The following is a 26,676-nucleotide window of genomic DNA, read 5'->3' as shown; positions in this document are numbered from 1 at the left end:
ACGATGCGCATCGAATCCCAGTACAACGGGCCGGCCGGCTCCGGTAACGGCGGCTGGAGCGCGGGGGTCTTCGCCGCCGAGGCGGGCGGTGGCGGGGCGGTAGAGGTGACGCTGCGCCGGCCACCACCACTGGAGACCGAGCTGACCCTGCTCGACGGCGAGGTCCGGGATCCGGCCGGCGAGTTGGTGGCCGAGGTGCGCCCGGCCGGGGTGGTCGACGCCGTCGTACCCCCGGTGGACCTGGACACGGCGGTGGCCGCCGCCGCCCGCTATCCCGGCCTGGTCGAGCATCCGTTCCCCGACTGTTACGTCTGCGGGCCGCAGCGGGCCGACGGGTTGCGGATCTTCCCGGGCCGACTGCCGGACGGGCGGACCGCCGCGCCGTTCCGCGCACCCGAGCAGGTCAGCGGGGCCACGGTCTGGGCGGCACTGGACTGCCCCGGTGGTTGGGCGGTGCTCGCGCCGGGCCGCCCGTACCTGCTGGGCCGGATCGCCGCCGTGGTCACCGCGCTGCCCGCGCCGGGCGACGAGTGCGTGGTGACCGGGGCGTTGCAGGGTGTCGATGGACGCAAGGCGCTTGTGCACACCAGCCTGTACGGCCCGGACGGCGTGCTGCTCGGCGCGGCCCGGGCGACCTGGATCGCCCGCTGAATCCCGGTCGTAGTCCGCAGGGATGAGCCCCCTCCACCGCGCGACGGAGGCGAACGTAGCGACCGCGCCTGATTGACCTTGTTGCCACGGCCCGTCACGCTGTGCCACGGCGTACTCGACGCCCCCCACGGGAGGAGAACGATGACTGACGGGCAGCGAAGCCCCACCAGCGACGGTCAGATCGTGGTGTCCGGTCTGACGAAGCAGTACAAGAGCGTGCGGGCGGTGAACAACCTGTCCTTCACCGTGGCGCCGGGGCGGGTGACCGGCTTCCTCGGCCCGAACGGCGCCGGCAAGACCACCACGCTGCGCATGCTGCTGAACCTGGTCACGCCGACCGCCGGCACGGCCACCATCAGCGGGCAGCGGTACGCCGACCTCGCCGACCCGCTGCGGCAGGTCGGAGCGGTGCTGGAGGCGTCAAGCGCGCACAAGGGCCGCACCGGCATCAACCACCTGCGGGTGATCTGCGCGGCCGCGGGTCTGCCGAGGCAGCGGGCCGACGAGGCGTTGGCCCTGGTCGGGCTGAGCCCGGCGGCGAAGCGCAAGTTCAAGGGCTACTCGCTGGGCATGAAGCAGCGCCTCGGTATCGCCGCCGCGATGCTCGGTGACCCTCGCGTGCTGATCCTCGACGAGCCGGCCAACGGCCTGGACCCGGAGGGCATCCGGTGGATGCGCGGGTTCCTCAAGAACCTCGCCCACGAGGGCCGCACCGTGCTGGTCTCCAGCCACCTGCTGTCGGAGATGCAGCTACTCGCCGACGACGTGGTGATCATCGCGGCCGGGCAGTTGGTCCGGCAGGGTCCGGTCGAACAGGTGCTCGGGTCGATGGCGCAGGGCGCCCGGGTCCGGGTGCGCACCCCGCAGGCCGAGGCGCTGACCGCGGCGCTGAAGGCGCAGTCGGCGACAATCGAGACCGACGAGCACGGCGTGCTGCTCGTCGCCGGGGTGGACGCCCCGACGATCGGCCGGGCCGCCCTGACCGCCGGGGTGGAGCTGCACGAGTTGACCACCGAACGGCCCGACCTGGAACGGGTCTTCCTGGAGCTGACGGCCGGAAAGGCGGGCATCCGATGAACCTCGTCCGATCCGAGCTACTCAAGATCCGCACCACGAACACCTGGTGGATCTTCGCGCTGATCAGCCTGCCGCTGTGGGCGCTCACCCTGCTCATCAACTGGCTGCAGGCCGACACCCTGACCAGCGGGAACCTCGGCGACGTGCCGCCCGACCAGATGGACACCCTGACGGCGGCGGCCCACCCGGACGCGCTCTCGTCGAACCTCTTCACCACCGGGCAGTTCTTCGGTCTGCTGATCGTGATGCTGCTCGGCATCATCGTGGTGACGAGCGAGTTCTTCCACCAGACGGTGACCACCACGTTCCTCACCAACCCGCACCGCACCGCCGTGATGACCGCCAAACTGGTTGCCGCGGGCGTGCTGGCGCTGCTGTTCTGGCTGGTCACGACCGTGTTCAACCTGGTCGCCGGCTCGGCGGTGCTGAACGCGGTCGGGGTGGAATCCCAACTGGGCAACGAGGCCGCCTGGCGGGCGATCGGGTTGAACCTGCTCGCGTACCTGCTCTGGGCGGTCTTCGGCGTCGGCATCGGGGTGCTGATCCGCAGCCAGATCGGCGCCACGGTGACCGGCATCCTGCTCTACCTGGGCGGCTCGATCGGCGCCATCGTGGTGATCAGCATCCTGGCCGAGCGCTGGGGTGACTGGATCAACAACCTGCAACTGCTGGTGCCGTCGCTCGCCTCGTCGCTGATGGTCACCGGGGCGGACATCCCGGGCAACCCGCCCCGCTGGGCCGGCGCGGCCGTGCTCATCGGGTACGCGGTGGTGACCGGCGTGGTCGGCACCCTGCTGATGCGCCGGCGCGACATCTCCTGATCGGCACCGGGGTGGCGGCCGTGCGGCCGCCACCCCGGTTCCCCTTAGCAGGCGTCGGGAGAGCGCGCAGCGGTCTGTGAACTTCTGGCATCTTCTGTGAAACCGGCCACGGGACCGAGGCGGAAATGCCTGCGGGATCGGTACGGCGTAGCCTGGGAACCGTCTGGTCCGCGTTCCTAATCGGGCGCGCCGGACGCACCGCGTGCCACACAAACCCGCGTGAAAGAGGCGATTACCGGCCGTGTCGACCCAGCAGACTTCGCAGGAGAACCCACTGGCGGGTTTCGGCCCGAATGAGTGGATCGTCGAGGAGATGTACCAGCGTTACCTCGCTGACCCATCGAGCGTCGATTCGGCCTGGCACGACTTCTTCGCCGACTACAAGCCGGCACCGGGCGCGGCAACCCCGCGCGGCGCCGAGTCGGCGAACAAGCCGGCCGCCGCGCCCGAGCCGGACGGTCAGCCGGAGGCAGCCGCAGCGGTCGCCCAGCCCAGCGCCCCGGCCAAGCCGGCGACCGCGAGCAAGCCGGCCGCCGCCCCGTCGGCGCCGGCCAAGCCCGCCGCGCCGGCCACCCCGAAGGCCGCGCCGGAGAAGGCCGCCCCGGCCAAGCCGGCCGCCAAGGCCGCCGCGCCGACCGCCGACGGTCCGCAGACCACGCCGCTGCGCGGCGTCGCCGCGAAGATCGTCCAGAACATGGACGCCTCGCTGAGCGTGCCCACCGCCACCAGCGTGCGCGCGGTCCCGGCCAAGCTGCTCGTCGACAACCGCATCGTGATCAACAACCACCTCGCCCGTGGGCGGGGCGGCAAGGTGAGCTTCACCCACCTGGTCGGCTACGCGATGGTGCGCGCGCTGGTGCAGCACCCGGAGATGAACAACTCCTTCGCCGAGGCCAACGGCAAGCCGGCGGTGGTCCGCCCGGCACACGTCAACCTCGGCATCGCGATCGACCTGGCCAAGCCGGACGGCAGCCGCAACCTGGTGGTCCCCTCCATCAAGGGCTGCGAGCAGATGGACTTCCGGCAGTTCTGGCAGGCGTACGAGGACGTGGTCCGGCGGGCGCGGCGCAACGAGCTGACCATGGAGGACTACTCCGGCACCACGATCTCGCTGACCAACCCGGGCGGCATCGGCACGGTGCACTCGATGCCGCGGCTCATGCAGGGGCAGAGCGCGATCATCGGCGTCGGCGCGATGGAGTACCCGGCCCCCTACCAGGGGATGTCCGAGGCAACTCTCGCCGAGCTGGCGGTCAGCAAGATCATCACGCTGACCAGCACGTACGACCACCGGATCATCCAGGGCGCGCAGTCCGGCGAGTTCCTCAAGGTGATGCACGAGCTGATCCTGGGCGAGCACGGCTTCTACGACCAGATCTTCACCGCGCTGCGCATCCCGTACGAGCCGGTGCGCTGGATGCGCGACGTCGCGGTCAACTCCGAGGGTCAGATCAACAAGACCGCCCGGGTGCACGAGCTGATCCACGCGTACCGGGTGCGCGGTCACCTGATGGCCGACACCGACCCGCTGGAATTCAAGATCCGCAAGCACCCCGACCTGGACGTCCTCCAGCACGGGCTCACCCTGTGGGACCTGGACCGCGAGTTCCCGGTCAACGGCTTCGCCGGCCGCCAGCGGATGAAGCTGCGCGAGATCCTGGGCGTGCTGCGCGATTCGTACTGCCGCCGGGTCGGCATCGAGTACATGCACATCCAGGACCCGGAGGAGCGGCGCTGGGTCCAGGAACGGATCGAGCGCAAGTACGAAAAGCCGTCCGCCGACGAGCAGAAGCACGTGCTCAACCGGCTCAACGCCGCCGAGGCGTTCGAGACCTTCCTGCAGACCAAGTACGTCGGCCAGAAGCGCTTCTCGCTCGAGGGCGGCGAGTCGCTGATCCCGCTGCTCGGTGAGGTGCTGGAGTCCTCCGCCGAGAACGGGCTGGACGAGGTCGTCATCGGCATGGCCCACCGGGGTCGGCTCAACGTGCTCGCGAACATCGTCGGCAAGCCGTACGAGAAGATCTTCTCGGAGTTCGAGGGCCACCTGGACCCGCGCTCGACGCAGGGCTCCGGTGACGTGAAGTACCACCTGGGCCAGAACGGCAAGTTCACCACCCCGGACGGCGAGCACGCGGTCAAGGTGTCGGTGGTGGCCAACCCGTCGCACCTGGAGGCCGTCGACCCGGTGCTTGAGGGCATCGTCCGGGCCAAGCAGGACCGGATCGACCTCAAGCTCGAGGGCTACACCGTGCTGCCGCTGGCGGTGCACGGTGACGCCGCCTTCGCCGGGCAGGGCGTGGTCGCCGAGACGCTCAACCTGTCGCAACTGCGTGGCTACCGCACCGGCGGCACGGTGCACGTGGTGGTCAACAACCAGGTCGGCTTCACCACCGCCCCGGAATACAGCAGGTCCAGCCTCTACAGCACCGACGTGGCCCGGATGATCCAGGCGCCGATCTTCCACGTGAACGGCGACGACCCGGAGGCCGTGGTCCGGGTGGCCCGGCTGGCCTTCGAGTACCGGCAGACGTTCAACAAGGACGTCGTGATCGACATGGTCTGCTACCGCCGGCGCGGGCACAACGAGGGCGACGACCCGTCGATGTCCAACCCTCAGATGTACAAGATCATTGATTCGAAGCGTTCGGTCCGCAAGCTCTACACCGAGGAGCTGATCGGTCGCGGCGACATCACCGTGGAGGACGCGGAGGAGCTGCTCCGCGACTACCAGGCGCAGCTGGAGAAGGTCTTCAAGGCCACCCGGGACGCCGCCTCGGCCCCGCGCCAGCTCAACCGGCCGCGCCGCGAGGAGGAGCCGGAGCCGCAGGTCGACACCGCCACCGACGCGTCGGTGGTCAAGGCCATCGGCGAGGCGCACATCAACCTGCCCGAGGGCTTCACCCCGCACAAGCGGATCCAGCAACTGCTCGACCGGCGGGCCAAGATGTCCGTCGAGGGCAACATCGACTGGGGCTACGGCGAGATCATCGCCTTCGGGTCGCTGCTGCACGACGGGGTCACCGTCCGGCTCGCCGGTCAGGACTCGCGTCGCGGCACCTTCGTCCAGCGGCACGCCTCGGTCGTCGACTCCCGCACCGGCGACGACTACCTGCCGCTGAAGTCGCTCACCGGCGACGGCGAGCGCTCCCGGTTCTTCGTGCACGACTCACTGCTCAGCGAGTACGCGGCGATGGGCTTCGAGTACGGCTACTCGGTGGAGAACATCAACGCCCTGGTCGCCTGGGAGGCCCAGTTCGGCGACTTCGTCAACGGCGCCCAGTCGGTGATCGACGAGTTCATCTCGTCCGGTGAGGTTAAGTGGGGCCAGCGCTCCGCCGTCACCCTGCTGCTGCCGCACGGCCACGAGGGTCAGGGCCCGGACCACACCTCCGGCCGGCCGGAGCGGTTCCTGCAGATGTGCGCCGAGGACAACATGCGGGTGTCCATCCCGACGACCCCGGCGAACTACTTCCACCTGCTGCGCCGCCAGGCCCTGTCGCCCAAGCGCAAGCCGCTCGTGGTGTTCACGCCGAAGTCGCTGCTGCGGCACAAGCTCTGCGTCTCGTCGGTGGAGGACTTCACCACCGGCACCTTCCAGCCGGTGCTGCGCGACACGGCCGCCCCGGCACCGGAGGCGGTGAAGCGGGTGCTGCTCTGCTCCGGCAAGGTCTACTACGACCTGTTCCAGGCCCGGCAGGAGCGCGGCGTCACCGACACCGCGATCCTCCGGCTCGAGCAGCTCTACCCGCTGCCGGTCGAGGAGATCCGGGCCGCCCTGGCGCAGTTCCCGAACGCGGAGGACTTCGCCTGGGTGCAGGAGGAGCCGGCCAACCAGGGCGCCTGGTCGTTCGTCGCGCTCAACCTGCTGGAGCACCTCACCGACGTTCGGCTGCGGCGGATCTCCCGCCCGGCCGCGGCCGCCCCGGCGGTCGGCTCGGCCAAGACCCACGAGGTCGAGCAGAACGCGCTGATCGAGGCGGCTCTCCCCCGCCCGTGACCTGACCCGAGCACGAGAGCCGGGGCAGGGCCGTTTCACCACGGTCCTGCCCCGGCTCTCGTCGGTCCGGTCGCCCGGTCGACCACCCGCCCACCACCGCCCGGTTCGAGCCGGGCCGAGCACGAGGACGTACCCATGTACTTCACCGACCGTGGCATCGAGGAGCTGGTCGAGCGCCGGGGCGAAGAACAGGTGACCCTGGAGTGGCTCGGCGAGCGCCTGCGCGACTTCGTCGACCTCAACCCCGACTTCGAAACCCCCATCGAACGCCTGGCCACCTACCTGGCCCGCCTGGACGACCCCGACGACGACGACGCCTGATCCGGTTCCACCCACGGTGATCAAGAGCTTACGGTCACCATGGGGGCCGGACGTGACGCAAACTTCTTGATCATCGGGCAGGGGGTGGGGTTGTGGCTCGGAGTGTGTATCTGACCAGCGTGGGGTCTGGCGGGGGCAAGTCGACGATCGCCCTCGGGTTGGCGGAGCTGCTGTCTCGCCAGGTCGGGCGGATCGGCGTCTTTCGGCCACTGGTGGCCTCCAGCGGCCAGGACCCGATCCTCGCCCTGCTCAGTGAGCGGTACCGGGTCGAGGTGCCGCTCACCGAGCTGGCCGGGGCGAGCTACTCGGAAGCCACGGCATTGGTCGCCGACGGTCGCCGGGAGCAGCTGATCTCCACAATCGTGGAGCGCTACCGGGCGGTGGAACGGCAGTGCCCGGCGGTGGTCGTGGTGGGCAGCGACTTCGACGAGCCGGGCGACCCGGCGCACCCCAGGGAACTGGCCTTCAACGCCCGGCTGGCCACCGAGTTCGGCAGCGTGGTGGTGCCGGTGGTGGACGGCTTCGGGCAGGAGCCGGCAGCGGTCGCGGCGGCCGTGCGGGGGGCGTACCACGATCTGGCCGACCTGGGCGCGACGGTGCTCGCGGTGATCGCCAACCGGGTCTCCGAGCCGATGACGCTGCCCGACCTGCCGGTGCCCGCGTACGCCATCCCGGAGGTGCCGAGCGTGTCGGCGCCGACGGTGGCCGAGGTGGCGGCGGCGCTCGGCGCCACCCTGCTGGCCGGGGACGACGCCGCGCTCGGTCGCGACGTGCTCGATTTCGTGGTCGGCGCCGGGCACGTGCCGACCGTGCTGGGCCACCTCACCGAGGGTGCCCTGGTGATCACCCCTGGGGACCGAGCCGACCTGCTCGTCGCCGCGAGCGCCGCGCACGTCGCCGGGCAGGTCTCGGTGGCCGGGCTGGTGCTCACCCTCGGCGAACAGCCCGACCCCAGGGTGATGCGGCTGGTGGAAGGGCTCAACACCGGGTTGGCGGTGCTCTCCGTCGCCAGTGACAGCTACGACACGGTGGCCGCGTCCAGTCGCATCGAAGGCCGACCCAGCACCGCCAATCCCCGCAAGGTGGAGGCCGCGCTCGGCGCGTTCGAGCGCTGCGTGGACACCGACGACCTGGCCCGCCGGCTGCGGGTCAGCCGGTCGGCACGGGTCACCCCGCTGATGTTCGAGAACGAGCTGATCGACCGGGCCCGCTCGAAGCCCCGGCACCTGGTCCTGCCGGAGGGCTCCGACGAGCGGATCCTGCGGGCGGCGGAGATCCTGCTGCGCCGGGGAGTGGCCGAGCTGACGTTGCTCGGTCGACCGGACGACATCGCCCGGCGGACCCGTGAGCTGGGCATCGACCTCGGCGACGCGCAGGTGGTCGACCCGGTCACCAGCGGGTGGCGTGACGACTTCGCCGACGAGTACGCCCGGCTGCGCGCGCACCGGGGCGTGACCGCCGAGTTGGCGCACGACATCGTCGCGCAACCCAACTACTTCGGCACCCTGATGGTGGCCACCGGCCGCGCCGACGGCATGGTCTCCGGAGCGACGCACACCACCGCCGCGACCATCCGGCCGGCGTTCGAGATCATCCGTACGCTGCCGGACGTCTCGGTGGCCTCGAGCGTCTTCTTCATGCTGCTCGCCGACCGGGTGCTCGTCTACGGCGACTGCGCGGTCAACCGCGACCCGGACGCGGCTCAGCTCGCCGACATCGCGATCTCGTCGGCCGACACCGCCGCCCGGTTCGGCATCGAACCCCGGGTGGCGATGCTGTCGTACTCCACCGGCAGCTCCGGCGCCGGCGCGGACGTGGAGAAGGTCGCCGCGGCCACCGCGCTCGTCCGGGAGCGCCGGCCCGACCTGCTGGTCGAGGGACCCATCCAGTACGACGCGGCGATCGACCCGGCGGTGGCGGCGACGAAGTTGCCGGGCAGCCCGGTCGCCGGCCACGCCACGGTCTTCATCTTTCCGGACCTGAACACCGGCAACAACACGTACAAGGCGGTGCAGCGCTCCGCCGGGGCGGTCGCCGTCGGCCCGGTCATGCAGGGCCTACGCCGGCCGGTGAACGACCTGTCCCGGGGCGCGGGAGTGCCGGACATCGTCAACACGGTGGCGATCACCGCCATCCAGGCGGCCACCGAGGAGGCGTCGTGAGTCGCGTGCTGGTGCTCAACTGCGGGTCGTCGTCGGTGAAGTGGCGCCGCTACGACGGTGAGCAGGCCCTCGACCACGGCACCGTCGAGCGGATCGGTGAGCCCGGTGGCGGCCCGGCGAACCACGCCGATGCGGTCCGACGGATCCTGGACGGGTTGGACCTGACCGGGCTGGCGGCGGTCGGGCACCGGGTGGTGCACGGTGGCCGGACCTTCAGCGCGCCGGTGCTCGTCGACGACGCGGTGCTGGCCGCGATCAAGGACCTGGTGCCGCTCGCCCCGCTGCACAACCCGGCCAACCTGGCCGGCATCGAGGTGGCCCGCGCGGCGCTGCCGGACGTGCCGCAGGTCGCCGTCTTCGACACCGCCTTCCACCACACCCTGCCGGAGGCCGCCGCGACGTACGCGATCGACCGGGACACCGCCGAGCGGTACGACATCCGGCGGTACGGCTTCCACGGCACCTCCCACGCGTACGTGTCCCGGCGCACCGCCGAACTGCTGGGTCGCCCGTACGAGCAGGTCAACACGATCACCCTGCACCTGGGCAACGGGGCCAGCGCCTGCGCGGTGGCGAACGGTCGCAGCGTCGCCACCTCGATGGGCATGTCCCCGTTGGAGGGGCTGGTGATGGGCACCCGCAGCGGCGACGTGGACCCGACGGTGATCTTCCACCTGCGCCGGGAGGCCGGGCTGTCCGTGGACGACATCGACGACCTGCTCAACCACCGCAGCGGCCTGCTCGGGCTGACCGGCGTCAACGACATGCGCGAGGTGCTGGAACGGCGGGCGGCCGGTGACCCGGCTGCGGCGCTGGCCTTCGACGTGTACTGCCGGCGCATCACCGAGTACGTCGGGGCGTACTACGCCCTGCTCGGCCGGGTCGACGCGGTCACCTTCACCGCCGGGGTCGGCGAGCACGCCGCGCCGGTGCGGGCCGCCGTGCTGGCCGGCCTGGGCCGGCTCGGCATCACCGTCGACGACGCGCGCAACGACGGCGACGGCGACCGGTTGATCTCGCCCGACGGCGCCGAGGTGAGCGTCTGCGTCATCCGCACCGACGAGGAACGCGAGATCGCCCGGCAGACCCGGGACGTCGTCGGCGCGGCCTGACCGCAGGGCGCGCACCCCCGGGAGGCCCGAGGGTGCGCGCGAGTCGGTGCAGCCCGTTCAGCGATACGCCAACCAGGCGAATCCGTCAGCCGGTCGCCAACCAGGCGATCACGTCAGCCGGTCGCCAGCCAGGCGACGAGTGCCACCAGCACCACGACGACCACTGCCGCACCGATGATGAGCGGCAGTCGGGACGGGGCCTCCGTCGACGCTCCAGCCTCAGGCGTCTGGTTGAAGGCGCGGAACGCCTCGGTGTTGCCGCTGGGGTCCGTGTAGTTCTCAGGCATGTCGGTGACCCTAGCGAAGCTGGTCACGCGGCACAGTCCCCGGCCCACGGCGTCCCAGGGGTGGACCCGCCCGGCGGAGGTGACCCGACCGGGTGGCGCTGCACCCGAGCCGGACGGCGGGGACGCCACGCCCGGCCGGGCACCTACCGTGGAACGATGGGGGCGGGCCGGCTGATGGCCGTACTGGTGAGCGCGCTGCTGGCCGGCTGTGCGCCGGCCGTGGCGGGCGGGGCCACCACGCAGGTCTCGACGCGTCGGGCGCCCGAGGGGTCGTACGCCGTCGGCGTGCGTACGCTCACCCTCGATCCGCGCTCGGCGCGCCCCCTGCCGGTGACGATCTGGTTCCCGGCGTCGGCCGATCAGGTGGCGACCGGGCGGTTCCCGGTGGTGATCTACAGCCACGGGTTGGGCAGCCTGCCGGAGCTGCACGCCGGCCTGACCACCCGCTGGGCGGCCGCCGGTTTCGTGGTGGCCGCACCCGCGTACCCGCACACCAGGCAGGGTGCCGCGCACTTCACCCGGGCAGACGTACGCCACCAACCGGCCGACGCCTGGCGGCTGATCCGGCACCTGGGCAGGCTCGACCGGAGCCGGACCGATCCTCTCGCCGGGCACCTCGACCTCGCCTCGGTCGCCGCCGCCGGGCACTCGGCGGGCGGCTTCACCACGTCCGGCATGTTCAGTGCGGGCCACCCGGCCCGGCTGCGCGCCGGGATCGTGATCGCTGGCGGCGGGTTGCCGGGCAGCTTCGCCGGACCGTCCGCGCCGGTGCTCTTCGTGCACGGTACGACCGATCCGGTGGTGCCGGTGACGGTCGGCCGGGCCGCGTACGCGCGTACCCCCGGACCGGCCGCGTTCCTCAGTCTGCTCGGCCAGGACCACGGCGCGTACCTCACGCCGGGCCACCCGGGCTTCGCCCCGGTCGTCGCCACCACCACCGACTTCCTGCGCTGGACCCTCTACGGCGACCGGGCCGCCGCTGACCGGCTCCCCACCGACGCCCACTCCCCCACCCTGACCCGCTACGAGTCCCGCCCGGCCCACTGACCCTGTCGAGGCCGGTACGGTCGTCCGATGGACGATCTCGCGGGTCGGCAGTTGGCGAGCATCGCCGAGCTGGTCGAGGTGGCAAGGGCGAACGGCATCCCGGTGTGGCTGCGCGGCGGTTGGGCGATGGACTTCCAACTCGGCGCGGTGAGCCGCCCGCACGTCGACGTCGACTGGTACTGCTGGCGTGACGACGCCGACCGGCTGGCCGACCTGTTGCTGGCCCGGGGCTGGCTGCCCGACCCGCGCCTGCCGGTGGAGTTGCAACTCGACCTGTTCGCCGGCGACGTGGAGGTCAGCATCGCCTACCTGGGTCGGGACGCCACCGGTGGGCCGACCGTGGGCTCCGGACCGTGGGCCGGCACCCCGCTGCCCGCCGGCATGTTGGACGCCCCGCCCGGCCGGATCGGCCCGCTCACCGTGCCGACCATCTCGGTGGCGGCGCAGGTCGAGTTCAAGCAGATGTACCCGGTCTGGATGCCGGAGCGCGCCCGCCGTCCGAAGGACGCCGACGACCTGGCCCGCCTGCGCGACCTCGTCCCGGCGACCCGGCACTCCCCCTGAACTGTGGGTGAGCGGGCGGGCACACCGCGCCGAAGTTCGCCGGGCGGGTCCACGGGGCGAGGCACAATCGGATTCATGCCACGTCGCGTCACCCCCGCGCTGCTGGCCAGCGCCGTCCTCATGGCCGGGCTGGTCGGCTGCTCCGCGGACAACCGCCCGAGCCGTAGCGAGCAGGCACCGCCGGCCGAGCCCAACACCGCCGCCACGCCGACGCCGCAGGTTCCCGCCGGCAAGGCCCCGCAGCGCGCCTTCGCGGTCGGCGTACGCCAGCTCAAGCTGAACCGGGACGGCCGAGCGCTGCCGACGACGCTCTGGTACCCGGCGGCCGGGCAGTCCGGCGGCGCGGCCAAGCGGTCCGCGACGGCGGCGGACGGCCGGTTCCCAGTGGTGATGTTCAGTCACGGCCTGGGTGGGCGACCTGACGACTACGCCACGCTGCTGACCCGCTGGGCGGCGGCCGGTTTCGTGGTGGCCGCGCCGACGTTCCCGCACACCTCGCGGGGCGCGGACAACAACGTCCTCGATGTGCTCAACCAGCCAGCCGACGTGTCGTACGCGCTGGACCAGGTGTTGGCGCTCGACGGCAAGGCCGGCGACGCGTTGCGCGGCCGGTTGGACGGCGAGCGGGTGGCCGCCGCCGGGCACTCGGCGGGCGGAGTGACCACCATCGGCCTGTTCACCGCGAGCCGGGACGAGCGGCTGGACTCGGGCGTGGTCTTCGCGGGCACGGCGCTCGGCGTGGGCACCGCGTTCGCCGGCGCGGCCGCGCCGCAGTTGTTCGTGCACGGTGAGCTGGACGAGGTGGTCGAGTACGCGGCGGGCAAAGCCGCCTACGACAAGGTGCCCTGGCCCAAGGCGATGCTGAGCCTGCCAAAGGGCGACCACGGGCGGGCGCTGCTCAGCGACGGCGCGACGCTGCGGGTCGTCTCGGACACGTCTGTCGAGTTCCTGCGCTGGTCGCTCTACGGCGACGCCGACGCCAAGAAGCGCATCTCCACCGACGCCACGCGCGGCGACATCGCCACCTTCGACGACCACCTCTGATCCCGCGCACCCCGCACCCCGCGGATCTTGCGCGGATCGCGGCGCGGCGCGGGGCGAGCGCAGGTGGGCGTCAGGCCTCGTGGTCGATGACGACCTTGCCGAAGGCGTCGCCGGAGTGCAGGCGTGCGAAGGCGTCCTCGACCCGGCTGAACGGGACGACGCTGTCCACCACCGGGCGCACCTCGCTCTCGGAGCAGAACTCCAGCAGTTCGTACAGCTCACCGGGCGTGCCCATCGAGGTACCCAGGATCTCCAACTGCATCGCGAAGACCCGGCGCAGGTTGACGGTGGGCTCGTGGCCGGCGGTCGCGCCGGAGACCACGATCCGGGCCATTGGCGCGGCCGACTTCAGCGAGTGGTCGAAGGTGGCGGCGCCGACCGTCTCGATCACCACGTCGACGCGTTCCGGCAGCCGCGCGCCGGGCTCGTAGGCGGTGGCGCCGAGGGCCGAGATCCGGTCGCGCTTGGCGGCGTCGCGGCTGGTCGCGTACACCCGTTTGCCCATCGCGACGGCGAGCGCGACGGCCGCGGTGGCCACGCCACCGCCGGCGCCCTGGACCAGGACGCTGTCGGCGTCCGCGACGCGGCCCTTGGTGGTCAGCATCCGCCACGCGGTCAGCCAGGCCGTGGGCAGGCACGCCGCGTCGGTCGCCGCCATGCCGTCGGGCAGCGGGATCAGGTTCGATCGGGGTACGACCACCCGCTCGGCGAGCGTTCCGGAGAAGTGCTCGGAGAGGATGGAGACCCCGCGCGGGTCTCCCGGAGTGACGACCACCGGGTACACCACCACGGGGCGGCCTTCCGGGTCCGACCCGACCGCGTCGCAGCCGAGGGTCATCGGCAGTTGGGCCTCGGTGAGGCCGACGCCGCGCAGCGACCAGAGGTCGTGGTGGTTGAGCGAGGTGGCCCGCACCTGCACGGTCACCCAGTCGTCGTCCGGCGGGGTCGGCTCGGGCTGCTCGCCGACGGTGAGCGCGGCGAGCGGGTCGGCGTCGTCGAAACGGGAGGCAAAGGCAGCACGCATGATCGGCACGGTAACAAGCTGAGCGCTCGTTAAGAAGGCGTGCGGCCGGGCCAGCGTGCCCCGGGCCGGGCCAGCGTGCCCCGGGCCGGGCCAGCGTGCCCCGGGCCGGGCCTGGGCGCGACCCGGGGGCGCGTACCGGCTACCGGCGGGCGACGCCGTCGCGCCGGGCGGCTTCGGCGACCGCCTCGGCCACGGCCGGTGCGACGCGCGGGTCCAGCGGGGACGGGACGATCGCCTCGGCGGTCAGCGACTCGGCCACGACGCCGGCGATGGCGTCGGCGGCGGCGACCTTCATCGCCTCGGTGATCCGGGTGGCACCGGCATCCAGCGCACCGCGGAACACCCCGGGGAAGGCCAGCACGTTGTTGATCTGGTTGGGGTGGTCACTGCGCCCGGTGGCGACCACCGCGACGTGTCGGGCGGCCACCTCGGGGTGCACCTCGGGGGTGGGGTTCGCGAGCGCGAACACGATGCCACCGGGTGCCATGCCGGCCACCGCCGCCTCGGGGATCTGCCCGCCGGAGACCCCGACCAGCACGTCCGCGTCGCGCAGCGCCTCGGTGATGTCGCCCTGGCGGCCGTCGGCGTTGGTGCTCGCCGCCAGCTCCGCCTTGGTGCCGGTCAGCTCGGTGCGGTGCCGGCCGATGATCCCCTTGGAGTCGCAGACCACCACCTGGTCCGGGTCGACACCCCCGGCGATCAGCATCTTCGTCACGGCCACACCCGCCGCGCCCGCCCCGCTGACCGTCACCCGCAGGTCACCGAGCTTGCGGTCGAGCAGCGTCGCGGCGTTGCGCAGGGCGGCGAGCACCACGATCGCCGTGCCGTGCTGGTCGTCGTGGAAGACCGGGATGTCCAGCGCCTCGTCGAGCCGACGCTCGATCTCGAAGCAGCGCGGTGCGCTGATGTCCTCCAGGTTGATCCCGCCGAACGAGGGGGCCAGCGCCCGCACCACCGCGACGATCTCGTCCACGTCCTGGGTGTCCAGGCACACCGGCACCGCGTCCACGCCGGCGAACTGCTTGAACAGCACCGCCTTGCCCTCCATCACCGGCAGCGCGGCCCGCGGGCCGATGTTGCCCAACCCGAGCACCGCCGAGCCGTCGGTGACCACCGCGACCGTGTGCGACACCCAGGTGTAGTCGTCCACCAGGGCGGGGTCGGCGGCGATCGCCTCGCACACCCGGGCCACCCCCGGGGTGTACGCCAGGGAGAGGTCCTCCCGGCTGGTGAGCGGCACGGTCGAGGTGACGGCCATCTTGCCGCCCCGGTGCAGTTGGAAGACGGGATCAGCGGGGTCCACGGTGGACGAAGACATGGTGACTCCAGGATCTGTCGACGCAGATGTGAGGCGGCCGGGCCCGCCGCGAGGTGGGCGGCGAGCGGTGGCACGCGGTGCGGGGGGTCACCCGGGCACTTTCCGAGCATAGTGTCGGCACCACGCCCCTGATGTGAGCAGGGTCATAACTGGCGTCGAGGCACCCGTCCGGGGCGCGGCCAGTAGCGGGCCACCACCCGCCCGTGCACGTCGGCCACCCCGTAGGCGCGGGAGTCGTCGGTGATCAGGTCGTTGTCGCCGCGCAGCCACCAGCCGCCGTCCTGCGGCCGGACCGCACGCTTGACCACCAGCAGATCGGGCCGGGTCCGGAAGACCGCCACCACCACGTCGCCGGCCCGGGTCGGGCGGCCGTCGGGGCGTACCAGCACCGCGTCGCCGTGCCGCAGCGTCGGCGCCATGGACGGCCCGGTCACCAGAACGGGGGCCAGTGGCCTCCGCAACCGGGGCACCTCAGCCGGGTGATCGGCGGCCATTGGTTTCACCTCCACCCGGTCCGGGGAGCATTCCCAGGAGTAATGTCGCCTTTGATCATCGCAAACTTCCCATGGAGGATCCTGATGCGACTTCCGCGCATCCTTGCGCCCCGCGTCACCGCGAGCGCTCACTGCGACCTGCCGTGCGGTGTCTACGACCCGGCCCAGGCCCGGATCGAGGCCGAGTCGGTCAAAATGATCTGCGAGAAGTACCAGTCGAACACCGACCCGGAGTTCCGCACCCGCGCCGTCATCATCAAGGAGCAGCGCGCCGAGCTGGTCAAGCACCACCTGTGGGTGCTCTGGACCGACTACTTCAAGCCGCCGCACTTCGAGAAGTACCCGAACCTGCACAGCCTGTTCAACGAGGCCACCAAGCTCGCCGGCGCCGGTGGCGTCAAGGGCAGCCTCGACCCGGCCACCGCCGACAAGCTGCTCGCGAAGATCGACGAGATCTCGAAGATCTTCTGGGAGACCAAGAAGGCGTGACCTCTCCGGTCATTCCGACGATCCGGCCGGCACGTCCCGAGGACGTGCCGGCCGTCGTCGCCATGGTGCACGAGTTGGCCGAGTACGAACGCGCCCCGGAGCAGTGCCACCTCACCACCGACCAGTTGAGCGCGGCCCTCCACGGTCCCGCTCCGGCGCTCTTCGGTCACGTGGCGGTGGACGAGCACGACGAGCCGGTCGGTTTCGCGTTGTGGTTCCTCAACTTCTCCACCTGGGCCGGCGTGCACGGCATCCACCTGGAGGACCTCTACGTCCGGCCGGCAGCCCGGGGCACCGGGGCCGGTCGACTGCTGCTCGCCGCCCTTGCCGACATCTGCGTACGGCGCGGTTACCGGCGGCTGGAGTGGTGGATGATCAACTGGAATCCGGCCGCCGGGTTCTACGCGTCGATCGGCGCCGAGCAGCTGAACGAGTGGGTTCCCTACCGGCTCAGCGGTGACGCGCTCCGCGAGCTGGCCGACCGTGCCCCCACCGCCGGCACGCGTACGGGCGACTGACCGGGTAGAGTCCCCGACCGGGGGGATGAGGCGTGACTCAACTGACTGGCCAGCCAGCGACCGACGACGACGTGGTGCACCTCACGGTGCCCGCCGACGGCGGCTACCTCGGCGTGCTTCGCACCGCCACCGCAGGTCTCGCGGCCCGGTTGCAGTTCGCGCTCGACGAGATCGAGGATCTGCGGATCGCCGTCGACGAGGCGTGCGCCATGCTGCTCGCCATCGCCACCCGCGACGCCGAGTTGGAGTGCCGCTTCGCGGTCACCGACGACGCACTGACCGTCGAGGTGACCGTGCCGACCGTGCGCGGCGCCACCCTGCCCGCCGAGTCGTCCTTCGCCTGGAAGGTGCTCACCGCGTTGACCACCTCGGCGTCCGCCACGTCGACCGACGGTCGGGCCACGATCGCGCTGCTCACCCGCCGCTCCGGCGGCTACTGACCGGCCCGCCGCTCCGGCGCGGTCACTCGAAGCCGAGGGCGCGGGTCGTCGGAGGGCAGACCAGCAGCCAGGCCACGCCCAGGCCGAGCGCCATCAGCGGCACGCCCAGCCAGCCCAGACCAGCCTGGATCATGAACCATCCGATCGGCAGCAGCATCAGCTGAAGCACGATCGCGGGGGCCCGTGCGCCCGCCTGACGGCGCAACAGCGCGCGGCCCAGCGCCCAGAGCGCCACCGCCGCCCCGATCGCGAACACGGTCACCAGCAACGCCGCCAGCAGGTCGGTGCGGGTGGCGGTGAGGTCGGCCCAGACCAGCCAGACGGCGATCAGCCCGACGACGGCCGCTTCCGCCCAGAGCAGCCGTGCCGCCCAGCGGAGCGTGACGGGGATCGGGTCCGAGTCGATGGTCACGCGCGCCACGATACCCGGGCTGCCGGAAGGTACAGTGCCGCCCATGCGGGCCGTCCTGGTGGTCAATCCGAAGGCCACCACCACTAGCGAACGCAGCCGGGACGTGCTTGTCCGGGCGCTGCGCAGCGAAGTTGACCTCAGCGTGCGCTACACCCGTCGGCGCGGCCACGCGGTGGCGCTGGCCCGGGAGGCAGCCGCCGAGGGGGTCGACCTGGTCGTCACCCTCGGTGGCGACGGCACGGTGAACGAGGTGGTGAACGGCCTGATGACGGCCGAGCCGCCGGCTCGCACCGGCAATGCCCCGATGGCCGAGCGACTGCCCGCGCTGGCGACCGTCCCCGGTGGCTCCACGAACGTGTTCGCCCGCGCGGTGGGTCTGCCCCGGGAGTGGCCGGAGGCGACGAGCATGATCCTGGAGGGGCTGCGGCTGGGCCGGAGCCGGACGGTGGGCCTGGGCCTCGCCGACGACCGCTACTTCACCTTCTGCGCCGGGTTCGGCCTGGACGCCGCGGTGATCCACCGGGTGGAGCAGGCCCGACGGAAGGGGCGGGTGTCCACGCCGTCGCTCTACCTGCGGTCGATCATGAACCAGTACTTCTTCGCCTCGGACCGGCGGCACCCGGCGATCGTCCTGGAACGTCCGGGCGAGCCGGCGGAGGCCGAGCTGGCCACCGTCATCATCCAGAACACGGCGCCCTGGACGTACCTGGGCGACCGGGAGGTCAACCCGAACCCGGCGGCGTCGTTCGATCTCGGGCTCGACGTGCTGGCGTTGCGTCAGCTCCGGGTGGCAAGCACAACACGGACGGTGACGCAGTTCCTGTCCCGGGAACCTGATCCTCGCGGTCGTCAGGTGTTACGACTCCATGACACAGCGGAGTTCACGCTGGTCTCCAGCCGGCCGCAGGCGTTCCAGCTGGACGGGGACTATCTTGGCGAGCGGGAGAAAGTCAGATTCACCTCCGTTCCGGCCGCACTGAGAGTAATCTGCTAGGTCTCGGGGTACTGCCCTTGGTCGACGCGGTGGCCACAACCGATCGACACAGTCGCCGCCACACCGAGGACGGTGCCGGAAATGTCAGCAATGTCACGCGGACTGTACTATATTGATCCTCGACTGTGGCACGGCGGGTAACCAGGAAAGCACTGGTATCCGGACAAATGGGTTGTGGGCTTGCTCACCGCCCGGAGTTTTTCCGAGCGTCACCCTTGACATCGCGACTGTTCGTGAAAGTATTCACAAGCGAACTTGAGTTACCGGGACATTGGCTGGATATGCTCGTCAGGTTGAGCTGTTCCAGCAGGTCCCCGGCGCTGACAGCCTGCTCACGCACTGCCGAATGGACGAACGCTAACTGTCACCTCGGCACTGCGGATGCATATAGGAAAAGCACGACCAAGCAATTGTTGCCACCCATCCAGAATGAGGAGTGTTGCCGCCATGGACTGGCGTCACCATAGTGTCTGCCGCGACGAGGACCCGGAACTGTTCTTCCCGATCGGGACGTCTGGACCTGCTCTCCTGCAGGTCGAGCAGGCCAAGGCCGTCTGCAGGCGCTGCTCCGTGACCGACCAGTGCCTCCAGTGGGCACTCGAGTCTGGTCAGGACGCCGGCGTCTGGGGCGGAATGAGCGAGGAGGAGCGGCGCGCCGTGAAGCGGCGCGGCGGTCTCCGGGTGCTGCGCGCTCACTCCGCCTGATCCCCAACGACACGCTGTACGCCCCGGTGGGTTCGCCCGCCGGGGCGTTCCGCTGTCCGGCACCGGATCACCGGGCCGGCACGGGTCAGCCCGTCGACGCCGGCCCGGGGCGGTCGTCGACCCGACGCAGCACCAACTGGACCAGCTCCGGTGCGTCGGTCAACGGCGCGGCCACCGCCACCGCACCCGCCCCCCGGGCCGCGTCCGCCACCGCGTCGTGGAACAACCCCGGAGCCAGGAAGTACGCGGACACCGCGACCCGCCGCGCGCCGGACGCCCGTAGCCGGGACACCGCCACACCGGCCAGTGGTGGCGCCGCCGACGCGTACGCCACCCGACACGGCACCCCGAACTGCGAACCGAGCGCATCGGCGACCCGACCCACCGAGCGACGTGCCCGCGCGTCCCGGGTGCCCGCGGCGGCGAGCACCAACGCGTCGAAGTGGCCCGGACCCGTCTCGCCCAGCCGGCGAGACAGGCCGGCCAACAGCGCGGCATCCGGGGTGTCGCCCGCCGGGCCGAGCACGTCCGTCACCCGTACCGCGAGTGGTGGCCCGGACCGCGCCGCCTCGGCGACCGCCGCCGGAATGTCCACCCGGTTGTGGTACGCGGCGGTCAGCAGCAGCGGCACCAGCACCGCCCGGCGATGACCGGCCTCCGCCAGGTCACGCAGCACCTGGGTCGGCCCCGGCTCGGTGTGGTCCAACCAACTCGCCAGGACCTGGGTGCCCGGCCGGGCCGCCGACACCGCCCGCGCCAGTGCCCGGGTGGCATCGGCCGCTCGTGGATCACGACTGCCGTGCGCGACAAGCACCACCGGGGCCGCCCCGCCGGCCACCGATGGGCCGGTCGGGGTCGTCGCCGGGGAGGTCAGACGTGCAGACCGCACTCGGTCTTCTCGAACATGGCCCACCGACCGGCCCGCGCGTCCTCGCCGGCCTTCGTACGGCGGGTGCACGGCCAGCAGCCGATCGACCCGTACCCCTGCTTGAACAGTTCGTTCACCGGCACGTTGAACCGGGCGATGTAGGCGTCCACGTCCTGCTGCGACCAGGCCGCGATCGGGTTGACCTTGACCTTGCCGCGGCGCGCGTCGAAGGTCACCACCGGAGTGTTGGCCCGGCTCGGCGACTCGTCCCGCCGCAGACCGGCGGCCCACGCGTCGTACCCGGTCAGTGCCCGCTCCAACGGCTCCACCTTGCGCAGCTGGCAGCAGTCGTCCGGCGACTTGTTGAACAGCCGGGGGCCGTACTGCCCGTCCTGCTGGCCGACGGTGAGTCGGGGCCGGATCGACCTGACGTTCACCGGCAGCGTCCGGGCGACCTCGTCGCGGACCCGCAGCGTCTCGGGGAAGTGCAGCCCGGTGTCGAGGAAGACCACGTCCACCCCGGGGGCCACCCGGGAGACCAGGTGCGCCAGCACGGCGTCGGCCATCGAGCTGGTCACGCAGAACCGCGCACCGAAGGTCTGCGCCGCCCAGCGGGCGATCTCCAACGCCGGTGCGCCCTCCAGGTCCCGAGCTGCCCGCTCGGCCAGGACCCGCAGCTCGTCCGGGCTGCGCCGGGCCGGGTCGGCCGGCGTCGAGCCACCCGGACCGACCAGGCGCAGGTTCGCGGCCGAGACGAGACTCATGAGGTCACCGCCCGGCTGAGCAGCCCGGTGAACTTCACCGAGAAGACCCGGGTGCAGGCGTGGCACTCCCAGGCGCCGTGCCCCGCCTCGTGCGGCCGCAGGTCCTCCTCGCCGCAGTACGGGCAGTACAGGGGTGCCGCTCGGTTCTCGCTGCTCACCGCAGTTCCTCCTCGTCGACTCTGATCACCCAGTTGGCGAACGTCTCGCCCTCGCTCCGACCGGCCAGGTAGCGGAGGGCCAGCCGCTCCACGTACTCCGGAAGCTCCTCGGCGGTGGTCTTCAGACCGCGCAGCTTGCGACCGAACCCGGCGGTCTGCCCCTGCGCCATGCCCAACCCGCCGCCCAGGTGCACCTGGAAACCCTCGACCTGGCGGCCGTCCGGGCCGACCACCAGTTGACCCTTGAGCCCGATGTCGGCCACCTGGGTGCGGGCGCACGCGTTCGGGCAGCCGTTGATGTGGATCGAGATGTCCGCGTCGAAGTCGCGCAGCCGCTGCTCCAGCCGGGCCACCAGCTCCTCGCCGCGGGCCTTGGTCTCGACGATGGCGAGCTTGCAGTACTCGATGCCGGTGCACGCCATCGTGCCGCGCCGCCAGGCGGACGGCCGGGCCTCCAGGCCGATCCCGCGCAGCGCGTCGACGAGCGACTCCGTCCGCTCCGACGGCACGTCGAGCACCAGCAGCTTCTGGTACGGGGTGAGCCGCACCCGGTCGCTGCCGTGCGCCTCGACCACGTCGGCCAGCTGGCTGAGCTGCGCGCCGGACACCCGCCCGACCACCGGGGCGGCGCCCACGTAGTGCCGCCCGTCGGCCTGCTCGTGCACGCCCACGTGGTCGACCGGCTTCGACGGCAGGATCGGCGCCGGACCGTCGAGCAGCGTGCGGCCGAGGTACTCCTTCTCCAGTACCTCGCGGAAGCGCTCCACGCCCCAGTCGGCCACCAGGAACTTCAACCGCGCGCGGTTACGCAGCCGGCGGTAGCCGTAGTCGCGGAAGATCCCGACCACCCCGGCCCACACGTCGGGCACCTCGGCCAGCGGCACCCAGACGCCCAGCCGCTTGGCGAGCATCGGGTTGGTGGAGAGACCCCCGCCCACCCAGACGTCGAAGCCGGGCCCGTGCTCGGGGTGGTCGACGCCGAGGAAGGCGATGTCGTTCGACTCGTACGGGGTGTCCACCAGCCAGGAGATCGACGTCTTGAACTTGCGGGGCAGGTTGGAGAACTGCTTGTCACCGACGTACCGGGAGACGATCTCGTCGACCGCCGGGGTCGGGTCGAGCAGCTCGTCGCGGGCCACTCCGGCGACCGGGCTGCCCAGCACGATCCGCGGGCAGTCACCGCACGCCTCGGTGGTCTGCAGGCCGACCGACTCCAGTCGACGCCAGATCTCCGGCATGTCCTCGACCCGGATCCAGTGGTACTGGATGTTCTGCCGGTCGGTGATGTCGGCGGTGTCCCGGGCGAACTCCCGGGAGATGTCCGCGATCACCCGAAGCTGGGCCAGGCTGAGCTGCCCGCCGTCGATGCGGACCCGGAGCATGAAGAACTCGTCCTCCAGCTCGTGCGGCTCCAGCACGGCGGTGCGCCCGCCGTCGATGCCCGCCTTGCGCTGGGTGTAGAGGCCCCACCAGCGGAACCGACCCCGCAGGTCCTGCGGGTCGATGGAGGCGAAGCCGCGGTGCGCGTAGATGTTCTCGATCCGGGCCCGGACGTTGAGCGGGTCGTCGTCCTTCTTGATCCGCTCGTTGGGGTTGAGCGGCTCGCGGTGGCCGAGCGCCCACTGACCCTCACCCCGTGGCCGGCGCGGCGCTCGGGTCGGGCGAGCCGTCGGGTCCTCGGAACGGGCCGGGATGCTGCTGACCGCCATCGCGGCGTCCTCCGTTGTCTGCTGTGCCTCGGGATACGCGGGGCGCGGCGGCCGGCCCGCGCGAGCGGGCGGGACAACGGTGTCTTCAGACAGCCGGCGCGGAGCGCGCCCGAGACGGATTGGTCGGGCGTCGTCAGTAGGCCGGACAGATCGCGCTGCGCACGCGGCCGTAATCGACGTGGCGGCGTGCCACGAAGCGGCGGACGACTGCGGCGGTCATGGGCCCATGCTGCCACACCCCAAGGGGGCCGGCCAATGTCCGCGTGCGGGATCCCACATCACGGGCCAGCGCTCAGCCAACCAGTTGGTCACCGAGGACAGTTCGGGCGTAACGCACCACCCGCCCCTGTCGGACGCCGGCGATCAGGCCGTTGTCCCGCAGCGTGGTGAGGTGGTGCGACGCGGTCGCCGGCTGACGCCCATGGAGGGGGTGGCCGTGGCAGGCTCGGACCGTGGGGCAATTGTCCGAGAGGTCGGGCGGGGCGGTGTGGGAGAACCTGCGCCGCCTGCCGGTCTGGCTGCCCCCGGCGCTGGTGACCCTGGTGGTGACAGTGACCGGGCTGGGCTCGGCCCAGCTCTGGCGCGACGAGCTGGCGACGTGGAGCGCGGCCACCCGGTCGCCCGGTGACCTGGCCCGGCTGGCCGGCACCATCGACGCCGCCACCGGGCCGTACTACCTGCTCATGCACGGCTGGACCACTCTCGTCGGCGACTCCACGATCGCCCTGCGCGCACCGGCGGTGGTCGCGATGACCGTGGCCGCCGGGCTGCTCGCCGTGCTCGGTGCCCAACTCGCCGACCGGCGTGCCGGTCTCTTCGCCGGGCTGCTGTTCGCGGTGCTCCCCGGCACCTCCCGGTACGGGCAGGAGGCTCGCCCGTACGCGCTGGCCACCATGCTCGCCGTGCTCGCCACGGTGCTGCTGGTGACCGCGCTGCGTCGCCCGAGCTGGGCCCGTTGGGCCGGTTACGCCGCCGCCGTCGCCGCCCTCGGGCTCATCCACCTGATCGCGCTCACCCTGCTCGCCGCCCACGCACTTGTCGTCGTCATCGCCTGGTGGCGCGGCCCGGCTGCGGCCGATCCCACGGGTGCACGGGACCGGCGGGTGTGGCGGTGGCTGGTCGCGGTGGTGCCGGTCGCGCTGCTTGCCGGCCCGCTGCTGGTCAAGGCCCGGACCCAGCAGTCCCGGCAGTTGAACTGGGTGCACTTGGCCCGATTGGACGACCTGACCGCGCTGCCCGGCGGCGTCACCCAGAGCGGTGTGGTCGGTGGCCTGCTGGTCGGGGTCGCCGCGCTGGGCGCGGCCCGGCTCGGGCGTCGCGCCCTGCTGCCGGTCAGCGCGGTGCTGCTGCCCGTACTGCTGCTCTTCGTCGCCGGCACCGTGGTACCCCTGTGGGTGCCCCGATACCTGGTGTTCGTGGTGCCCTTCGCGTGCCTGCTGGCGGGCGCGGCGCTGGCCGCGGTGGCCGCGCCGGCCGCCCTCGTCGTGGTGGTCCTGGCCGGCCTGCTCGGCCTACCCGACCAGGCCGCGCTGCGACGGACCCACGAGTGGCCGCGCAGCGCGCCGGTGGACTACGCCGGGGCGGCGCGGGTGATCGCCGACGGTCAGCGCCCGGGGGACGCGGTGGTCTACTCACCCCGGCACAGCTGGCTCTTTCTCGACCTCGGCATCGAGTACCACCTCGACGACCCGCCGCGCGACGTGCTGGTCACCGAGGACGAGGTGCGTCGCGGCGACCTGTGGGCCGCCGAGTGCCCGCAGCCGGCACAGTGCCTCGCCGGTACGACACGGGTGTGGCTCGTCGTCTCCGGTCGACACGCCCAGCCCCTGGCCACCGTGCCCGATGCCAAGGGCGACGCGCTGCGTGCGGACTTCACCGTCACCCAGGTCTGGCAGCGCCCCGGCCTGACCGTCGCCCTGCTGACCAGCCGCCCCGACCGCTGACCCGACCCCGGGGTGCCGGCCGGCGACCGGGCCCGCCCACCTCGATGCGCCTGATGCCTCTCAGTCATCCTGATGACTGAGAGGCATCACGCCCATCCCGACATTCGCTCTCGCTGCGGACCCCGTCCCATCGGAGGCGGCAGGGCGGGTCAGGGTTGGGAGCGACCGTCCTGAGCGGTGCGGGCCAGCGGGACGGCAAGCACGGCCTCGGTGCCGCCGTTGGCGCCGGCGCGCAGTTCGATGGTGCCGCGCAGCTCTCCGGTGATCAGGGCTCGGACGATCTGGAGGCCGAGCCGGCTGCCGCGTTCGGCGTCGAAGTCGGCGGGTAGGCCACGCCCGTTGTCGGTCACCGAGACGTGCAGCATCTTGCGGAACCGGTGCGCCGAGACCACCACCTCGGGTCGCAACGACGGGTCGACCTCGGGAGCGGCGACCGGCACCATGCCGGAGGGCGCGGGCACGGGTAGCTCATCCGCCTCGTCGGCCGGCGGGAAGCCGTGCTCGACGGCGTTGAGCAGCAACTCGTTGAGGACCATCACCAGTGAGGTGGCGATCTCCGCCGGCAGCACCCCGAAGCTGCCCCGCCGCCGCATGCCGACGCTCACCTCGGTGGCCGCGACCTCGGTCGCCGCGCTGGCCACCCGGTCGACGATGCCGTCGAACTCCACCGCCTCGTCGCTGGACATCGAGAGTGTCTCGTGCACCAGGGCGATCGAGGCGACCCGACGGACCGACTCCTCGAGCGCGACCCGCGCTTCCGGCATCGCCACCCGGCGGGCCTGCAAACGCAGCAGCGCGGCCACCGTCTGGAGGTTGTTCTTCACCCGGTGGTGGATCTCCCGGATCGTGGCGTCCTTGGTGATCAGGGCCCGGTCCCGGCGGCGGACCTCGGTGATGTCCCGTACCAGCACCAGCGCTCCGATCGGCACCCCGGCCGGCATCAACGGCAGCGCCCGGGTGAGCATCGTGGCGCCCCGCGCGTCGATCTCCCGTCGCGGCGGTCCCTCGCCACGCAGCGCGGCCAGGATGCCGTTCGCCGCCTCGGTGCCCTCCAACGGATCGCCGGCCAGCCGGCGGTGCAGCGCGGCCAGGTCCTCCCCCACGAGGTGGGAGGCGTACCCCAGTCGGCGGTACGCGGACTGCGCGTTCGGGCTCGCGTAGGTGACCTTGCCGCCGGCATCGAGCCGGACCAGACCGTCACCTACCCGGGGCGCGGAGGTGGTCTCGCCGGGATGCCTCGGCGGCGGGAAGGTGCCGTCGGCGATCATCTGCGCCAGGTCGTCGGCCGTGGTGAGGTAGTTGAGTTCCAGTTGGCTGGGCGTACGCGCGGTGGACAGGTTGGTGTCCCGTCCCACCACGGCGATCACCTCGCCGGCCTCCCCCTCGGCGGTACGCAGCCGGACCGGGATCGCCTCGTGCCGGGCCGGTACGTCGCCGTACCAGACCGGGTCGCCCTCGCGCCAGATCCGGCCCTGGGAGTACGCCACCCCGAGGTGGGCGACCTCCGAGCCGCCGACGATCCGGCCCACCTGGTCGTCCTGGTAGGCGGTCGGCGCGGTGGTCGGACGAACCTGGGCGACGCAGAGGAACGTGCCGTCGGCGTCGACGGGCACCCAGAGCAGCAGGTCAGCGAAGGAGAGATCGGAGAGCAGTTGCCAGTCGCCGGCGATCCGGTGCAGGTGGTCGATGTCGGCCGGACGGAGATGGGTGTGCTCCTCGGCGAGGTCGCGCAGCGTGGACACGATGACCAGGGTGCC

26 protein-coding genes are annotated in these 26,676 nt (G+C 71.9%); 16 read left to right on the top strand and 10 right to left on the bottom strand.

Going from position 1 to position 26,676, the window contains the following annotated elements:
- The first annotated feature begins 3 nt into the window (after positions 1-3).
- The 7 genes from AB0C15_RS05715 (at position 4) to AB0C15_RS05685 (ending at position 10,141) form a co-directional block, all read left to right on the top strand.
- Entirely contained in the window at positions 4-651 is a 648-nt protein-coding gene (locus AB0C15_RS05715) for a hypothetical protein (RefSeq protein ID WP_357349031.1), read from the top strand.
- A 141-nt stretch (positions 652-792) separates the two neighbouring features.
- Positions 793-1,728, top strand: a complete 936-nt coding sequence (locus AB0C15_RS05710) for an ATP-binding cassette domain-containing protein (protein WP_357349029.1) — start codon at positions 793-795, stop codon at positions 1,726-1,728.
- Complete coding sequence (locus AB0C15_RS05705; protein ID WP_357349027.1) at positions 1,725-2,549, top strand: ABC transporter permease; 825 nt, start codon at positions 1,725-1,727, stop codon at positions 2,547-2,549. The genes AB0C15_RS05710 and AB0C15_RS05705 overlap by 4 nt, the downstream gene beginning before the upstream one ends.
- Before the next feature lie 241 nt (positions 2,550-2,790).
- The gene (locus tag AB0C15_RS05700; protein ID WP_357349025.1) at positions 2,791-6,546 is read left to right on the top strand and encodes a multifunctional oxoglutarate decarboxylase/oxoglutarate dehydrogenase thiamine pyrophosphate-binding subunit/dihydrolipoyllysine-residue succinyltransferase subunit; all 3,756 of its coding nucleotides are present in this window, start codon (positions 2,791-2,793) and stop codon (positions 6,544-6,546) included.
- 135 nt (positions 6,547-6,681) lie between these two features.
- Positions 6,682-6,867 (top strand): DUF6104 family protein, encoded by a 186-nt coding sequence (locus AB0C15_RS05695; RefSeq protein WP_110561692.1) that lies wholly within the window; start codon positions 6,682-6,684, stop codon positions 6,865-6,867.
- Positions 6,868-6,959: 92 nt separating this feature from the next.
- On the top strand, positions 6,960-9,029 hold the full coding sequence (pta, locus tag AB0C15_RS05690) for a phosphate acetyltransferase (RefSeq protein WP_357349022.1): 2,070 nt from the start codon (positions 6,960-6,962) through the stop codon (positions 9,027-9,029).
- Positions 9,026-10,141: an acetate kinase gene (locus tag AB0C15_RS05685; protein ID WP_357349021.1), complete on the top strand. Its 1,116-nt coding sequence runs from the start codon at positions 9,026-9,028 to the stop codon at positions 10,139-10,141. Before pta ends, AB0C15_RS05685 begins: the two co-directional genes overlap by 4 nt.
- A gap of 113 nt (positions 10,142-10,254) precedes the next feature.
- Here AB0C15_RS05685 and AB0C15_RS05680 read toward each other — a convergent pair whose 3' ends face one another.
- Positions 10,255-10,428, bottom strand: coding sequence for a hypothetical protein (locus AB0C15_RS05680; RefSeq protein WP_357349020.1), 174 nt, complete (start codon positions 10,426-10,428; stop codon positions 10,255-10,257).
- 156 nt (positions 10,429-10,584) lie between these two features.
- Between AB0C15_RS05680 and AB0C15_RS05675 the strand changes: the two genes are divergently transcribed.
- From AB0C15_RS05675 to AB0C15_RS05665, 3 genes are all read left to right on the top strand, one after another.
- Complete coding sequence (locus AB0C15_RS05675) at positions 10,585-11,475, top strand: alpha/beta hydrolase (RefSeq protein ID WP_357349018.1); 891 nt, start codon at positions 10,585-10,587, stop codon at positions 11,473-11,475.
- Between the two features lie 27 nt (positions 11,476-11,502).
- Complete coding sequence (locus AB0C15_RS05670) at positions 11,503-12,039, top strand: aminoglycoside adenylyltransferase (RefSeq protein WP_357349016.1); 537 nt, start codon at positions 11,503-11,505, stop codon at positions 12,037-12,039.
- Between the two features lie 75 nt (positions 12,040-12,114).
- Complete coding sequence (locus AB0C15_RS05665; protein ID WP_357349014.1) at positions 12,115-13,083, top strand: chlorophyllase; 969 nt, start codon at positions 12,115-12,117, stop codon at positions 13,081-13,083.
- A gap of 70 nt (positions 13,084-13,153) precedes the next feature.
- On the opposite strand, the gene AB0C15_RS05660 is transcribed toward AB0C15_RS05665, so the two are convergent.
- The 3 genes from AB0C15_RS05660 to AB0C15_RS05650 all read right to left on the bottom strand — a co-directional run bounded on the left by AB0C15_RS05660 (position 13,154) and on the right by AB0C15_RS05650 (position 15,919).
- Positions 13,154-14,116, bottom strand: a complete 963-nt coding sequence (locus tag AB0C15_RS05660; RefSeq protein WP_357349012.1) for a zinc-binding dehydrogenase — start codon at positions 14,114-14,116, stop codon at positions 13,154-13,156.
- 130 nt (positions 14,117-14,246) lie between these two features.
- Positions 14,247-15,425, bottom strand: coding sequence for an NADP-dependent malic enzyme (locus AB0C15_RS05655; RefSeq protein WP_357349010.1), 1,179 nt, complete (start codon positions 15,423-15,425; stop codon positions 14,247-14,249).
- Positions 15,426-15,568: 143 nt separating this feature from the next.
- Entirely contained in the window at positions 15,569-15,919 is a 351-nt protein-coding gene (locus AB0C15_RS05650) for a S24/S26 family peptidase (protein ID WP_357349008.1), read from the bottom strand.
- An 84-nt stretch (positions 15,920-16,003) separates the two neighbouring features.
- Between AB0C15_RS05650 and sodN the strand changes: the two genes are divergently transcribed.
- Genes sodN through AB0C15_RS05635 form a run of 3 tightly spaced genes read left to right on the top strand, consistent with a single transcriptional unit; the run spans position 16,004 to position 17,366 of the window.
- Positions 16,004-16,408: a superoxide dismutase, Ni gene (gene sodN, locus AB0C15_RS05645; protein ID WP_030490383.1), complete on the top strand. Its 405-nt coding sequence runs from the start codon at positions 16,004-16,006 to the stop codon at positions 16,406-16,408.
- A complete protein-coding gene (locus AB0C15_RS05640; RefSeq protein WP_357349006.1) occupies positions 16,405-16,926 on the top strand; it encodes a GNAT family N-acetyltransferase in 522 nt (173 codons plus the stop codon). The genes sodN and AB0C15_RS05640 overlap by 4 nt, the downstream gene beginning before the upstream one ends.
- Before the next feature lie 32 nt (positions 16,927-16,958).
- Entirely contained in the window at positions 16,959-17,366 is a 408-nt protein-coding gene (locus AB0C15_RS05635) for an ATP-binding protein (RefSeq protein ID WP_357349004.1), read from the top strand.
- A 22-nt stretch (positions 17,367-17,388) separates the two neighbouring features.
- Here AB0C15_RS05635 and AB0C15_RS05630 read toward each other — a convergent pair whose 3' ends face one another.
- On the bottom strand, positions 17,389-17,778 hold the full coding sequence (locus tag AB0C15_RS05630; RefSeq protein ID WP_357349002.1) for a hypothetical protein: 390 nt from the start codon (positions 17,776-17,778) through the stop codon (positions 17,389-17,391).
- 43 nt (positions 17,779-17,821) lie between these two features.
- On the opposite strand from AB0C15_RS05630, the gene AB0C15_RS05625 reads away from it, so the two are divergent.
- Together AB0C15_RS05625 and AB0C15_RS05620 are read left to right on the top strand one after the other, a co-directional pair.
- Positions 17,822-18,772, top strand: a complete 951-nt coding sequence (locus AB0C15_RS05625) for a diacylglycerol kinase family protein (RefSeq protein WP_357349000.1) — start codon at positions 17,822-17,824, stop codon at positions 18,770-18,772.
- A 447-nt stretch (positions 18,773-19,219) separates the two neighbouring features.
- Positions 19,220-19,477 (top strand): WhiB family transcriptional regulator, encoded by a 258-nt coding sequence (locus AB0C15_RS05620; RefSeq protein ID WP_088950012.1) that lies wholly within the window; start codon positions 19,220-19,222, stop codon positions 19,475-19,477.
- An 85-nt stretch (positions 19,478-19,562) separates the two neighbouring features.
- Here AB0C15_RS05620 and AB0C15_RS05615 read toward each other — a convergent pair whose 3' ends face one another.
- From AB0C15_RS05615 to AB0C15_RS05600, 4 genes are read right to left on the bottom strand one after another with little or no spacing between them, the layout of a single operon-like run.
- Complete coding sequence (locus tag AB0C15_RS05615; protein ID WP_357349332.1) at positions 19,563-20,294, bottom strand: CbiX/SirB N-terminal domain-containing protein; 732 nt, start codon at positions 20,292-20,294, stop codon at positions 19,563-19,565.
- A gap of 53 nt (positions 20,295-20,347) precedes the next feature.
- Positions 20,348-21,109, bottom strand: coding sequence for a phosphoadenylyl-sulfate reductase (locus tag AB0C15_RS05610; protein ID WP_357348998.1), 762 nt, complete (start codon positions 21,107-21,109; stop codon positions 20,348-20,350).
- Complete coding sequence (locus AB0C15_RS05605) at positions 21,106-21,267, bottom strand: hypothetical protein (protein ID WP_165435836.1); 162 nt, start codon at positions 21,265-21,267, stop codon at positions 21,106-21,108. Before AB0C15_RS05605 ends, AB0C15_RS05610 begins: the two co-directional genes overlap by 4 nt.
- Positions 21,264-22,976: a nitrite/sulfite reductase gene (locus AB0C15_RS05600; protein ID WP_357348996.1), complete on the bottom strand. Its 1,713-nt coding sequence runs from the start codon at positions 22,974-22,976 to the stop codon at positions 21,264-21,266. The genes AB0C15_RS05605 and AB0C15_RS05600 overlap by 4 nt, the downstream gene beginning before the upstream one ends.
- 452 nt (positions 22,977-23,428) lie before the next feature.
- On the opposite strand from AB0C15_RS05600, the gene AB0C15_RS05595 reads away from it, so the two are divergent.
- A complete protein-coding gene (locus tag AB0C15_RS05595) occupies positions 23,429-24,919 on the top strand; it encodes a glycosyltransferase family 39 protein (RefSeq protein ID WP_357348994.1) in 1,491 nt (496 codons plus the stop codon).
- Positions 24,920-25,068: 149 nt separating this feature from the next.
- Here AB0C15_RS05595 and AB0C15_RS05590 read toward each other — a convergent pair whose 3' ends face one another.
- Positions 25,069-26,661 (bottom strand): histidine kinase N-terminal domain-containing protein, encoded by a 1,593-nt coding sequence (locus tag AB0C15_RS05590; protein WP_357348992.1) that lies wholly within the window; start codon positions 26,659-26,661, stop codon positions 25,069-25,071.
- Positions 26,662-26,676: the final 15 nt, after the last annotated feature.

It is taken from the genome of Micromonospora sp. NPDC048835, assembly GCF_040649995.1.
Lineage (GTDB): Bacteria > Actinomycetota > Actinomycetes > Mycobacteriales > Micromonosporaceae > Micromonospora.
This window is presented reverse-complemented; position numbering and strand designations above follow the sequence as displayed.